Raw genomic sequence first — 12,516 nt, forward strand, 5'->3', positions numbered from 1 at the left:
AAGCTTATACTTGTTTGCCAGTACCACTCAAACCCCCTGCGGATTTTGAAATTAGTATAGGGCTAAACTCGGTTTAACAATTTATAAGCATTTATTAAAAGAAAGCGTGATTGATACCCGTCTCGATCTTTACACGGCAACTACAGTTCCTAATGGTTGGCCCGGACTGATATGTCGCTATGCGGACTACTTGCCAGTTACTGACCAAACCCCAATTGTCACTTTGCATGAAGGCAATACTCCCCTAATTCCCGCGATCGCCCTTAGCGAAAAGCTAGGACGCAATATCAAAGTCCTGCTCAAGTATGACGGACTCAACCCCACTGGCAGCTTTAAAGATCGCGGTATGACGATGGCGATCTCTAAAGCTAAGGAATCTGGATCGCAGGCGGTAATTTGTGCGAGTACAGGTAACACTTCCGCAGCAGCAGCAGCCTATGCAAAGCGTGGCGGACTCAAAGCTTTTGTATTAATTCCCGATGGCAAGATTGCGCTGGGTAAATTAAGTCAAGCTTTAATCTACGGAGCCGAAGTAATTGCGATCGATGGCAACTTTGATCAAGCTCTTAAAATTGTGCGGGAAATGTCGGAGAAATTCCCGATCACGCTAGTTAATTCGGTCAATCCCTATCGTCTTGAAGGGCAGAAAACAGCCGCCTTTGAATTAGTCGAAGCGATCGGTGATGCTCCCGACTGGCTCTGTATCCCTATGGGTAATGCGGGCAATATTACCGCCTACTGGATGGGCTTCTCGCAATACTATGCATCGGGCAAGTCAAAGAAACTACCTCGCATGATGGGATTTCAAGCCGCAGGTTCTGCCCCCCTAGTCACAGGTCAAGTCTTTGAAAAACCTGAAACGATCGCTACAGCCATCAGAATCGGCAATCCTGCAAACTGGGCAAAGGCGCTTAAGGTGCGCGAAGAAAGCGGTGGAGCTTTCCATAGCGTCACCGATGTGGAAATTCTCTCAGCTTACAAGTTTTTAGCAGGTGAAGAAGGGGTCTTCTGTGAGCCCGCCAGTGCTGCTTCTGTAGCAGGTTTGCTCAAAGTCAGCGATCAAATTCCTTCTGGAGCAACGATTGTCTGTGTACTCACAGGAAATGGAATTAAAGACCCTGACACCGCGATCGCCTGTGCCGAAGCCAAGTTACATAAAGGGATTGCCCCTGACATTACCAGCGTCGCTAAGGTCATGGGCTTTTAGTAAAAAGAAGTGATGCAAAGCATCACTTCTTTTATGTCCAAGAGAAATGGCGACGCGAAGCGTCGCCATTTCTCTTAGATTAGAAACTAAAAACAGTTCTCAAAGTACCGACGGTTACGGTGCTATTGGCACTGTTGTTATTAGCATTAAAAATCAACTGAAGATCGGGAGTAATGGTAATGTTGTTGGTGATAGGGAATCGAATGAAAGCCTCTAAATTGGTTTGGGTGCTATTACCAACCTTACTTTCAATAAAGGGCTGACCCACGGCGATCGCGGCAAGAGAACCCTGTTTCAATAGATCAGGAAATGCTAAACCGATCGCAAAGGTTTGAGGACTAAAACTTGAGGTAGTTCCACTAGCAGCACTCGCATTACTAAAGTTAAAGGTAGGATCACCCAAAACATTATTGCCCACAACGGCTGTACCGCGATTGTCGATACTACCAAAGCCATAGCGACCAAATATAGCAACTCCTTTAGAAAAAGCCCATTCTGCATTAATACCACCTGTATTAAAGTCGAGGTTATTCACAGTACCTCTGGTATATTGCAGACGAATCGAAAAAGCACCTTTTTCCCCATTACGCTTTGGTGAATACTCTAACTCCACCGTGCCTTGGTAGGGATCACCACCAAAACCAGCGTTACGAGAAATGGCAGAGCCAGCTGTTACTGCGACAGGGCTAGGCGTACCTGCATTAGCGGCAAGATAGAGGGCGCGAAAGTTAAAATCGCCGCCGTTAGGGTTCCAATCAATAGCTCCACCTGCTCCACCTGTTTGGGGATTGATCAGTACAACTAAAGGATTATTGATGAAGAATGTCGAGGAAAAGTCAGCAGCTTCATCATTAGCAAAGCTATTCTTATCCACATGATCATAGACATGCATCACAGGACCTAGAGAAACCCTGACATCTTTGCCAAGGTTGAAGTCATAGCGCAATTTCGCCAAAGTAAAGTTAGAGCTATTGCCCGCATAATCAAGGCGAAAAGTATTGAAACCCACATTACTGAATTCATTTAAAGGGTTTCCCAACACGCTGCCAGCCGTTCCTCCACCATTGCCGACTTCAAGGCGAGTCAGCAAAAGATCGCTACCCGTAAAGCTCGTATTCAGGTCAAGTCTTACCCTTGCATTGACTGTGGTATTAACGTTGCCACTACCAGCGATCGGCAAGCCATTGTCAGGAGGTAAGTTCAGTGTATTTCCTGCAAGTGCATTGGTCGAGCTTAGGAATGGACTAGTACTACTGCCACCACCAGTTATCGCAAAGATGGCTTGCCCAGTCAATTTTGTCGTGGTCGAAAACTGGCGTTCCTCTAATTTACTGGTCTTGGCTTCTAACGAATCAACTCGTCCCCTCAATGTCGAGAGTTCTGAAGCAAATTCCTCTTGCAGTTTTTGCAAAGATGCTAGATCTTCTTTACTGACTTTATCCGCTAAACCAGACGAGATGATTTCGTTGATTTTGTCCAGACAAGCATTTAACCCTGCAGCAAATTCATAACGACTCAGGGCAGCTTGACCCCGATAGGTGCGATCGGGATATCCTGCAATACAACCATAGCGTTCTACCAAAGATTGCAATGAAGTGAAAGCCCAATCCGTTGTCTTAACATCACTTAGTTGCGATACCGATGTGACATTTTGGGCTAGTGGGTCACTTTGGCTATTAGGAACTGTGGCGATCGCTGCATTTCCACCAGCCATAGCCAGTAGTCCTAAACTTCCAGTCAAAGCCAAATAATAAGCCTTCATAAATCACTCCTCACCAGAGTATTGAAATTTGTGAGCAAAGTATAGCAAAGACAAAAGCATTGCAATAAAAAAGAGTGGCAGCGCAATGCGCTGCCACTCTTTTTTATTGCAATGCTTTGAGAACTACTGACATATCCCCCTTTAATATGGCGATGACATTTAGCCGTAAGCCTTCAAACTCCCGACTATGAATAACTCCCGCGTTATCAGGAGCTAACTCCACATATTGACCATTTTCTAAAACAAACCAATTGATCGCTTGATCCAATGTTCGCCAGACAATATATTCCTTTACGCCATTACGTTCATAGGCTCTTTTTTTCGCGTGTAAATCATAGGAAACTGTACTTGCCGCAATCTCCACAATTAATTCAGGTGCGCCTGTAATATAGCCATCTTCATCAATTTGAGCATTTCCCCCTACCCTAAAAAGCACAGCATCAGGTTGCGGTTCATTATCATCATCAAGCCTCACTGTTGGCTCAATGCCTACTTTTAAACCACTTACCATTGCTTGATATGCAATCAGCCATCCAATAATGCGACCATGAGGTTCAGCATGGGGAGTAAATCTTAAGGGAGATGCCACGTATACAATTCCTTCGATGAGTTCCGCTTTCTTAATGTTTGAGGCTGTATAACGCCGTTCAAATTCAAGACGATCTAGGCGATCGCCATTTTCCAAAATCGTTAACGTTGGCGAAGAATTGGCTATAACCATAGCTGTTTACAGATCTGGTAGGCGTAATCTGACGGAATCACCATGGGAGGGCAAGCCTTCGGCTTCAGTAAGTAAAGCGATCGCCCCAGATACTTCTTTTAAAGCTTCAGGACTGTATTGAATCAAGCTGGAATGTTTGAGGAATGTCTCAACTCCCAATGCCGAGGAATATCGCGCACCTCCACAGGTCGGCAAAGTATGATTGGGCCCTGCCAAGTAGTCACCCACGGCTTCGGGCGTGGAATGTCCGATAAATATTGCACCAGCATGGCGAATTTGATCAATCAATTGCCAAGGTTCTTCGACTTCTAGTTCTAAATGTTCGGGTGCAAACTGATTCGATAACTCAGCAGCCGTATTTAGGTTATCAACAACGACAATTAAGCCATAATGGGCGATCGCCTTTTCGGTCATTAAGCGGCGAGGATGATTTTCTAGCATCCGATTGACTTCTTCGCAGACCCGATTAGCAAGGCGCGAGTCATTGGTTAGCAATATTGAGGCTGCCATTTGGTCATGCTCGGCTTGAGCAAGCATATCGGCGGCGACATAGGTGGGATTGGCACTGGCATCGGCAATGATTAATACTTCTGATGGTCCCGCGATCGAGTCGATGCCGACACGACCAAATACTTGTTTCTTGGCGAGAGTCACGTAGATATTTCCTGGCCCCGTAATCACATCAACCTTGGGGATAGTCTCAGTGCCATAGGCTAAAGCGGCGATCGCCTGTGCGCCGCCCACACGATAAATTTCTTCGACTCCTGCTACTTGGGCGGCTACCAAAATTGCAGGATTAATTGTGCGCTCCTGCCCCGGAGGCGTAACCATCACAATCTTTTTTACTCCTGCTACTCTTGCAGGTACGGCATTCATCAAAACTGTACTCGGATAGGCAGCTTTTCCCCCCGGAATATAAATACCTGCTGCATCAACGGGCGTATAGCGCTTGCCTAAAACTACATCCTTGTCGCCAAAATGCACCCAGCTTTTCGGCACACGCATCTTGTGAAATTCTTCGATACGCTTGTGCGCCAGTTCGATCGCTTTCAGTAGACCACCTTTGACCTGCTGATAAGCAGCATCAAGTTCCGATCCACTGACGCGCAATTCGGCCGCCGTGAAGTCCTGACCGTCGAATTCAGAGGTATAGTGCAGAAGCGCTGTATCGCCTTTGCGTCTTACCGTTTGAATGATTTCGGTGACAGTGGCTTCTTTGTGGATCATCTGATCGTCATAGATGCGATCGCAAATCCGTTTGATTTCGGATTCTGCTTCAGTTCTCTGGGTGACAATTCGTAGCATAGATTGTGACGTAAGAGGCGATGATTAATCCTAGCTTAACCTGTATTCTCGTAAGTTGTGTGACCTAAAATCTAAAAAGAGAGTAAGGAAATAAAATGATCAGTTCCCATGATTTGCAAACTTATATTGCAGGAGCAAAGCAACGACAACGGCAAAAACAAATCTTGCTAGATGATCGCTATGAGCTTTTGCAAACTATTGCCCAAAAGGGAGCAAAAATACTCAAAACTGATTTTGCCGCTCATAAAGTTTGGTTATTTGGGTCGGGACTACGCCGCGAGTTAATTCATTTAGAATCGGATGTCGATCTTGCCGTAGAAGGCTTGGCAGAGGGTCGTTATTTAAGGTCGGTTAGTAGATTGCTAGACCTAAATGCTAATGTCAGTGTGGACTTGGTGATGCTCGATGAGGCTTCTGAAAGTTTACGCGATCGCATTCTTCGCGAAGGTAAGGAGTTATGACAGAGTATTTAGCACATTCGACTCGTCCAATTCATGGGGGAAATCTTCAATGGGCGGCGAGTATGGCTGGTATCTCACCAGAGCAAATCTTAGATTTTTCGGCGAGTATTAATCCTCTCGGCACACCACAATCAGCGATCGCGGCGATTCAATCCCACCTAAGTGATCTAAGCCATTATCCTGACCCCGAATATACATTGCTGAGACATGCTTTAGGAAAGTTTCATCAGCTATCACCAGAATGGATTTTGGCTGGTAATGGTGCAGCCGAGCTATTAACTTGGGTGGGGCGTGACTTTTCGCAATTAACGTCCACGGTTCTGTTTACACCCGCTTTTACCGATTATTATCGCGCTCTAAAAGCCTTTGATTGTCAAGTAGAAAGATATCCGTTTCTATTACAGAATCAAGAGGTAAGTTTTAATGGGGAACTTCCAGAAATTACTAATTCCCATACTAAAGGAATCTTGATCAATAATCCCCATAATCCTACGGGCTATTTATTTACAAGAGATAGTATTTTGCCCTACTTAGAAAAGTTCGCACTGGTGGTAATTGATGAAGCTTTTATGGATTTTCTCACACCAGATCAGCAGCAAAGTTTAATTGATTTAGTTCCCTCTCATCCTAATTTAGTGATTTTGCGATCGCTGACTAAATTCTACAGTTTGCCAGCATTACGACTTGGCTATGCGATCGCCCATCCTGAGCGTTTACAACGTTGGCAAACATGGCGTGATCCTTGGAGTGTCAATAGTTTAGCTGTCGCCGCAGGTATTGCCGTATTAGACGATGTGGAATTTCAGCAACAAACATGGGCTTGGCTAAAAAGTGCAAAATCACAACTATTTACAGGCTTATCCCAAATATCGGGTTTAAATCCATTACCAAATGCTGCAAATTATCTATTAGTCCAAACAGAAATTGCAGGTTCTCTTTTGCAAAAGGAATTATTACAAAGAGATAAAATTCTCATTCGTGATTGTCTGAGTTTTCCAGAATTAGGCGATCGCTATTTTCGGGTTGCAGTAAGACTAGAACACGAAAACCAAAAATTAATAAACGCTCTTTCTCCTAGCTAGCACTTGTTAATATAATTAGACCTAAGTTTGTAGTGAAGTTTGTGATGAGAAATTGTTACTGATTCAAAATTTCAAATAAAATTGTGCTTAAGTACCTCGGCTTAATAAAACCAAGAACCCAAATAAGCGGATTCGACCGCTTCGCGGTCGAATCCGCTTATTTGGGTTTTATATTTAATTATGCCTACCTACTTAAGCAAGTAAACAAAAATGAGTGAATATAGAAAAAGTCAAATTCCGTCGAAAGAGATTTTTGGAAATGTCAATAAATACGAATCATATCGTGAGGCATGGTCACGGATTAAATTAGCCCAAGAAAATCATTTTTTCTTGGAAGCAATTACAATTCAGGAAAGTATTATCTCTGATCGTCTCATCAGCTTTTTATCTAGACCCGAATCTCCCAATCCACTACCTGACCACACGAGGGGAAGATATCTTTCTTTCAATCAGATCATTCAGAAATGGCGCTCAGAGGTTTCAGATACATCAGTTTCATGTATAGCTTTAATTGACGCAGTTGATCGATGGCGACGTATTAGAAATGAAGCAATTCATGCAATTGTCAAGTCCGATACTGGAGAATCAACACAATCTATTGATTTATTCTTGCAAAAAGCCAAAGAAGCAGCGGACGAAGGAGAAAGACTTGCAAGAGAGGTATGTAAATGGTGTAAAAAGGAGAAGATTGGGAAAAATTCGTCTCTATCTACATCCTAACTAGGGTTTATAACAGAACAGAAGTACGTCCTATCTGGTTGTTATAGCAAAGCAAGAGTTATTCAGTGCAAACTAAAACCCCAAAAGCGAGTTGCAGCGCTTCCCGCCGCAACTCGCTTTTGGGGTTTTATGTCCTAAGCAAACCTTACATTGCTATAGAACATAAAAAATATACAGTTTGGGAAAACCTAGGACTATTGCAAGATCGTAATCCATAATGTAGTATGCATACTACATTATGGATTACATATTATGCCTTTTCAAAAACTAGATATCTCAACGCCCAAGCCAGTCTTATCTTGGGCATCTCATGACCTCGGTCATGCTGAAACCCAAATGGCAAAAAATGTTGCCTCCTTGCCCTTCGTGTTTAAACATGTTGCCCTTATGCCCGATGTCCATCTCGGAAAAGGCGCTCTTGTTGGTTCTGTCGTTGCTACAAAAGAAGCAATCGTCCCTGCGGCAGTAGGAGTGGATATTGGTTGCGGTATGGCAGCCATCAAAACTCCATTTCCCTATGAACAGATCGAAGGAAAGCTTAAGCAAATTCGTTTAGAAATTGAAGCCGCAATCCCCGTAGGCTTTAACGATAATAAAGAAGTTGAAAAGCCCGTCCTCAACTGGCAAGGATGGCGAAACTTTCGCGATTTACATAATGGAGTTCAGCATCTGGAAAGCAAAGCTATGAAGCAAATGGGTTCCCTCGGTGGGGGAAACCACTTCATAGAAGTCTGCATAGATACCGAAAGTCAGGTATGGCTGATGTTACATTCTGGCTCTCGAAATATTGGCAATATGCTTGCCCAAAGACATATTGATACGGCTAAGGATTTAGCAAAACTTGCAGGAACTTCTTTACCCGATAAAGATCTTGCCTATTTTGTATCTGGTACTTCTGAATTTGCTGCGTACTGGCGTGATTTGCAATGGGCGCAGTCCTACGCACTTTTTAATCGCGATGTGATGATGGCTCGATTTAAGAAGATTATCGAAAAGCACGCTAGTGGAGGTAAGCCATTTAAGCCATTGCTAACAGTCAATTGTCATCATAACTACGCTGAGAAAGAAACTCATTTTGGTGAAGAGGTCTATGTCACGCGCAAAGGTGCGGTCAGAGCGAGAACTGAAGACTATGGAATTATTCCAGGATCGATGGGAGCGAAGTCTTTCATTGTCAAAGGGAAAGGAAATACTGAAAGTTATTGCTCTTGCTCTCATGGTGCAGGACGCTTGCTATCTCGCAGCAAAGCGAAGGATAGCTTCACTTTAGATGACTTAATTCAGCAAACTCAAGGGGTAGAATGTCGCAAAGATAGGAGCCTCATTGATGAGATTCCTGCGGCTTACAAACCAATTGAGCAGGTGATGCATCAGCAATCTGATCTAGTAGAAATAGTTGCTACTTTGAAGCAGGTGATTTGTGTAAAAGGATAGAGACTTTCAAAATTGCAACGCAATTTTGAAAGTCTCTATCAAAAAACAAAAGTGTGATAGCTATAGAAGCTCTTTGAGCTTTGCTTGATATTCCTCAGGGGTGAGGCTACCAGCTTTTAGTTCCTCACTTAGCAACTGCACCTGTGGCTCGATCGCTTGCTTCTTCTCGGCAATTTCATCGGCTTTGGTTTTATAAACCGCTTCACCTTCCTTCTTCGCTTGCTTGAAGGCTTGACGGAGGCTAAAGGCATCCATCTCGCCGCCTGAGGCAAAATATTCGTTGGCAACTTTGCCAAGCGCCCATGTACTCGCAAAGGCAGTTGTTGCACCAACTACCATGCCAAAGACAGGAACGAGTTTCGCCAAATTGCTCACCGCAATTCGAGTTCCCGTAAGTCCTAAGCTGCCAAATAACGCTTTGCGAAGGTTTTCATTGTCGCGATCGTATCCCCAGCTCTGTCCAATGGTTTGAGCGAGATCAAGTTGATTCCAATAAATCAACATATCGAAGGCGATCGCAATCCCCGGAAGCGGAAAAGCGCCTAAAACTGCATTAAGAAAACAAGCATCTGTAATTGCATTGTCAACTTCGATCGCCCGTCTTTCGGGATCATCAATTTGACTAACTTGTTCGGAAATAGACGATCTTCTCGCCCGTCTTTCCAAAGTTTCTAGCCATTCCTGTTTTCCCCAAAGCTTAGAGCTAGTGAAAGTTGTGCCAATTTTGTTTAAAAGCTCTTTTTCTTCTTCGCTGCATTCGCCATCAATATTAGCCATAGCATAGGCAGATTGATAAACCATCTCCTGTGCAATTTCACTGGTAATTTGAGAAAGCAATGCATCAATTGGTTCATCGTCCTCATTTAGGAGACGATCTACGGTAACGCCTTCGGGAAGATGAATTTCTTCAAAAGTGTCGGCAAGACTAGCAAACTCTTCTTCGAGCAATTTGCCGTCGGCTTTTGCCATGCTTACCAATACCTTAAAGCTTGCCAAAACTTCTTGCTGATTGACTGCGGACATCGAATGCTTACTCCTTTCCAGAAATTGTGACTGATGGTAACAGCGATCGCTCTGCAAGTCTGTATAAACTTAACCTACTTCTTTGCCCACCCATAGTACCAAAACCAAATTTGACCTTTGATCTTGACTTATTAAGAATTTTTCTAGTTTTGGGCAAACCTCAAAGATAGTTGCAGTGCAACTATCTTTGAGGTTTGCCCAAGTATAAATTCACTGTTTACTATCTCTAAAACTGAATTTAGCTAACTTGACTAACTTTGCCTTGATCGATCGCTTTCATCAGATATTCCAAGGCTTCGTAGTCGGGATCGGTGATGTAGCCTTGTTCAGCCAGCTCATGATTAATCATGTTTTCGATCTCAGGGGTAAGGCGTTTGACGAGGAGTGCGCGGCTAACTAAATTTCGGATAATACTTTTGTTGTTCATGACTTTCTACTAGGCTGATATTTCTACACAAGTCAGCATCCTTCAAAATTGAGAATGGAGATGTGACTTATATCTATTCGTGAAAGTGATTGTTGTCATAAATGATCAAGGTCGATATCTCTATATTCCTGTGATCTTCATCACCCAAAGCTTTCTAGCTTGGAAGTGAGGAAACTCAACCCAAAGATCGGCGCTTCCTTACTTCAGTTAGGAGCGCTATAGAGGGCTTTGACTTACAAAAGTTTTTATTGTTCCATAGCCCAAATAAAAGTGGCGGCGCAATGCGCCGCCACTTTTATTTGGGCTATGGAAATAATTGGAGAGATTGCGCCGTCCCTCTTTTTGACGAAGCAATCTAGGCAAATTCTCTGGGCATAAACTTTTGGCTCCAACGCATATCCATGCTGAGGTCGAGATCAGTCAAAGAAATCCCCCTTTGAAGTTGATGATTAGCTCGGTTATCGATACGCTGCTGCCTTTTTTTGACTTGATATACAGAAGGTAACTGTTTAAGTATTTTGATGTCGTGGCTTTGCCAATTTGTGTAGCCGTCTAGCCACCGATGATTCGTCTCTACGGGTTGTTTAATAGACCCATAGGAAGGATCAGGGATATGGGAACAAGGCGAAGACATAACATTAAAGATTAGGAATTTAGATTTAAATCTCAAGAATACTTCTGTAGCTTTTAATACATTATTCTTGATTTGTTCTCATATCATAACATATCAATTTTTGGATTATATAAAGATTTATAAATAGCGTTCCTACACTTTGCACTCACCCCAAACCAAGAAATTTTTTGAAAGGGTTGCTTCGCAACCCTTTCAAAAAATTTCTTGGTTCTTTATTCCCTTTGTTAAGCATTAATCGCTTGCTCGAAGCGTAATAATTCGAGAGAGCGATCGCCATAGATGGATTCGATATGCTCTTCGCAACAGGCGATCGCAAATTCATCTAGTTCTTCTGGCTCTATGCCAAACATATCGTAAAAAGTATCTGCACCTACCCGACAAAAGCGCGGGCGGTTTTCGTAAATAGAACATTGGCGATTGAGACGATCAAAGTTAATGCACCAGCCATCACTACCAACCATGCTCAGATATTGCTGTAGCTCGTCAGGCGTGAGGTAGTCTCCGAGGTCGGGGCGATCGCTAGGATCGAGGTAGCAGCAAGCGCCACAACCACTAATACATTTCCAAGTGGTCATTATTTAAATTGCCATTATTAATATTTGAGTCTATCCTAAATAAGTCCCTGAAAGCGCTGCAATGCAGCGCTTTCAGGGACTTATTTAGGCTTTTCAAGTAAGCGAATAGGGTTAAACCCTATGCTCAGCGCAAAGCGCTGTGATTACGATAATGATTGATACCAATCTCTGATTAAACCATTGACAACTTCTGGTCGCTCATCGTGGGGACAATGTCCTGCATTGATGTAATGCTCACTGAGCGATGGATAATACTCGCGGAATTTTGCACCCCTAGCGCGAGAATTCATCCAAGGATCACCTTCACCCCAAATGATTAATAGGGGACAGGTCATAGCCGTTAAAAGTTGATCGACTTTTTTGCCTTGTGGCGTACTAAACACTGAGGCAAAAACTTGGGCAGCTCCTTCATCGCTAGAGGGGCGATAAATCTCTTCAACTAGTTGATCGGTTACGGCAGATTGATCGAGATATACCTTTTGCAACGTACTCCGAATTCGAGATTTTTGGCGCACAAAGCTAAATAGTAACTGGTTCGCCCAAGGCTGCCGTAAAATCCCCTGTAGGGTTTGACTAATCGCTTTTTGGAGCGGATTAACTTTTTTTGCGCCGAGGGGATTGGTATCGGTAAAGGGCCCTGCACTATTGAGTAAGACAATACCTGCTACGGATTGTGGATAGTCGGCAGCAACACAAAGAGAGGCATAGCCACCAAGGGAATTTCCTGCGATGACAGTCGGGCGTTGAATTTTTTGGTCGATAAAGTCATGGAGTTGATCGCGCCAAAGATCGCCGCTATATTGCCATGCAGGTTTTTGCGATCGCCCGAATCCTAATAAATCGATCGCGTATACTTCAAATTCTTGACTTAGTTCGGCAATATTTTTGCGCCAATGGTCTGTGGATGCGCCAAAGCCATGTATTAATAGCAATGGTGGACGTTGCGTGTTCTTGCCTGCGCTCACGTAATAAATTTTTTGTTCGCGCCAAAGCCAATATTGACCAGCGATCGGTTCAGTTGCAATCATTGAATTCTGTTACATATCTTTATATATATCCTAATACTTTTCCAGTCTATCGCCATCCTCAATAGATTGAGAGAGTACGCCCCTAAGGGGCGTACTCTCTCAACCTATTGAATCTCATAAATGAAAATAGGATGGTT

The 12,516-nt window shown here is 43.5% G+C and carries 13 protein-coding genes; 5 read left to right on the forward strand and 8 right to left on the reverse strand.

Annotated elements, in window-relative coordinates; translation table 11 throughout:
- Positions 1–106 precede the first annotated feature (106 nt).
- Entirely contained in the window at positions 107–1,207 is a 1,101-nt protein-coding gene (thrC, locus tag H6F42_RS01630) for a threonine synthase (protein ID WP_190397602.1), read from the forward strand.
- A gap of 79 nt (positions 1,208–1,286) precedes the next feature.
- On the opposite strand, the gene H6F42_RS01635 is transcribed toward thrC, so the two are convergent.
- The 3 genes from H6F42_RS01635 to hisD all read right to left on the reverse strand — a co-directional run bounded on the left by H6F42_RS01635 (position 1,287) and on the right by hisD (position 4,995).
- Positions 1,287–2,969, reverse strand: coding sequence for an iron uptake porin (locus tag H6F42_RS01635; protein WP_190397603.1), 1,683 nt, complete (start codon positions 2,967–2,969; stop codon positions 1,287–1,289).
- A gap of 103 nt (positions 2,970–3,072) precedes the next feature.
- On the reverse strand, positions 3,073–3,690 hold the full coding sequence (locus tag H6F42_RS01640; RefSeq protein ID WP_190397604.1) for a Uma2 family endonuclease: 618 nt from the start codon (positions 3,688–3,690) through the stop codon (positions 3,073–3,075).
- A gap of 6 nt (positions 3,691–3,696) precedes the next feature.
- Positions 3,697–4,995 carry a histidinol dehydrogenase gene (gene hisD, locus H6F42_RS01645; protein ID WP_190397605.1) on the reverse strand — a complete coding sequence of 433 codons (1,299 nt, stop codon included), beginning with the start codon at positions 4,993–4,995 and terminating at the stop codon, positions 3,697–3,699.
- Between the two features lie 95 nt (positions 4,996–5,090).
- Between hisD and H6F42_RS01650 the strand changes: the two genes are divergently transcribed.
- The 4 genes from H6F42_RS01650 to H6F42_RS01665 all read left to right on the forward strand — a co-directional run bounded on the left by H6F42_RS01650 (position 5,091) and on the right by H6F42_RS01665 (position 8,692).
- Positions 5,091–5,456, forward strand: a complete 366-nt coding sequence (locus tag H6F42_RS01650; RefSeq protein WP_190397606.1) for a nucleotidyltransferase domain-containing protein — start codon at positions 5,091–5,093, stop codon at positions 5,454–5,456.
- Positions 5,453–6,538: a threonine-phosphate decarboxylase CobD gene (cobD, locus tag H6F42_RS01655; protein WP_190397607.1), complete on the forward strand. Its 1,086-nt coding sequence runs from the start codon at positions 5,453–5,455 to the stop codon at positions 6,536–6,538. The genes H6F42_RS01650 and cobD overlap by 4 nt, the downstream gene beginning before the upstream one ends.
- A 210-nt stretch (positions 6,539–6,748) precedes the next feature.
- A complete protein-coding gene (locus H6F42_RS01660; RefSeq protein ID WP_190397608.1) occupies positions 6,749–7,258 on the forward strand; it encodes a hypothetical protein in 510 nt (169 codons plus the stop codon).
- A gap of 252 nt (positions 7,259–7,510) precedes the next feature.
- Entirely contained in the window at positions 7,511–8,692 is a 1,182-nt protein-coding gene (locus H6F42_RS01665) for an RtcB family protein (RefSeq protein ID WP_190397609.1), read from the forward strand.
- A 60-nt stretch (positions 8,693–8,752) separates the two neighbouring features.
- On the opposite strand, the gene H6F42_RS01670 is transcribed toward H6F42_RS01665, so the two are convergent.
- The 5 genes from H6F42_RS01670 to H6F42_RS01690 form a co-directional block, all read right to left on the reverse strand.
- Positions 8,753–9,715, reverse strand: coding sequence for a hypothetical protein (locus tag H6F42_RS01670; RefSeq protein WP_190397610.1), 963 nt, complete (start codon positions 9,713–9,715; stop codon positions 8,753–8,755).
- Positions 9,716–9,953: 238 nt separating this feature from the next.
- Positions 9,954–10,142 (reverse strand): hypothetical protein, encoded by a 189-nt coding sequence (locus H6F42_RS01675; protein ID WP_190397611.1) that lies wholly within the window; start codon positions 10,140–10,142, stop codon positions 9,954–9,956.
- A 355-nt stretch (positions 10,143–10,497) separates the two neighbouring features.
- Positions 10,498–10,776, reverse strand: a complete 279-nt coding sequence (locus H6F42_RS01680) for a hypothetical protein (protein ID WP_190397612.1) — start codon at positions 10,774–10,776, stop codon at positions 10,498–10,500.
- Positions 10,777–11,000: 224 nt separating this feature from the next.
- Entirely contained in the window at positions 11,001–11,351 is a 351-nt protein-coding gene (locus H6F42_RS01685; protein ID WP_190397613.1) for a YkgJ family cysteine cluster protein, read from the reverse strand.
- A 143-nt stretch (positions 11,352–11,494) separates the two neighbouring features.
- Positions 11,495–12,379, reverse strand: coding sequence for an alpha/beta fold hydrolase (locus H6F42_RS01690; protein ID WP_190397614.1), 885 nt, complete (start codon positions 12,377–12,379; stop codon positions 11,495–11,497).
- Positions 12,380–12,516: the final 137 nt, after the last annotated feature.

It is taken from the genome of Pseudanabaena sp. FACHB-1998 (genome assembly GCF_014696355.1).
Lineage (GTDB): Bacteria > Cyanobacteriota > Cyanobacteriia > Pseudanabaenales > Pseudanabaenaceae > Pseudanabaena.

What these genes read in the sequence shown, in the direction of transcription:
- H6F42_RS01635 (WP_190397603.1), bottom strand. Translation starts at nt 2,969, where the DNA reads ATGAAGGCTTATTATTTGGCTTTGACTGGAAGTTTAGGACTACTGGCT.
- H6F42_RS01640 (WP_190397604.1), bottom strand. Translation starts at nt 3,690, where the DNA reads ATGGTTATAGCCAATTCTTCGCCAACGTTAACGATTTTGGAAAATGGC.
- hisD (WP_190397605.1), bottom strand. Translation starts at nt 4,995, where the DNA reads ATGCTACGAATTGTCACCCAGAGAACTGAAGCAGAATCCGAAATCAAA.
- H6F42_RS01650 (WP_190397606.1), top strand. Translation starts at nt 5,091, where the DNA reads ATGATCAGTTCCCATGATTTGCAAACTTATATTGCAGGAGCAAAGCAA.
- cobD (WP_190397607.1), top strand. Translation starts at nt 5,453, where the DNA reads ATGACAGAGTATTTAGCACATTCGACTCGTCCAATTCATGGGGGAAAT.
- H6F42_RS01660 (WP_190397608.1), top strand. Translation starts at nt 6,749, where the DNA reads ATGAGTGAATATAGAAAAAGTCAAATTCCGTCGAAAGAGATTTTTGGA.
- H6F42_RS01665 (WP_190397609.1), top strand. Translation starts at nt 7,511, where the DNA reads ATGCCTTTTCAAAAACTAGATATCTCAACGCCCAAGCCAGTCTTATCT.
- H6F42_RS01670 (WP_190397610.1), bottom strand. Translation starts at nt 9,715, where the DNA reads ATGTCCGCAGTCAATCAGCAAGAAGTTTTGGCAAGCTTTAAGGTATTG.
- H6F42_RS01675 (WP_190397611.1), bottom strand. Translation starts at nt 10,142, where the DNA reads ATGAACAACAAAAGTATTATCCGAAATTTAGTTAGCCGCGCACTCCTC.
- H6F42_RS01680 (WP_190397612.1), bottom strand. Translation starts at nt 10,776, where the DNA reads ATGTCTTCGCCTTGTTCCCATATCCCTGATCCTTCCTATGGGTCTATT.
- H6F42_RS01685 (WP_190397613.1), bottom strand. Translation starts at nt 11,351, where the DNA reads ATGACCACTTGGAAATGTATTAGTGGTTGTGGCGCTTGCTGCTACCTC.
- H6F42_RS01690 (WP_190397614.1), bottom strand. Translation starts at nt 12,379, where the DNA reads ATGATTGCAACTGAACCGATCGCTGGTCAATATTGGCTTTGGCGCGAA.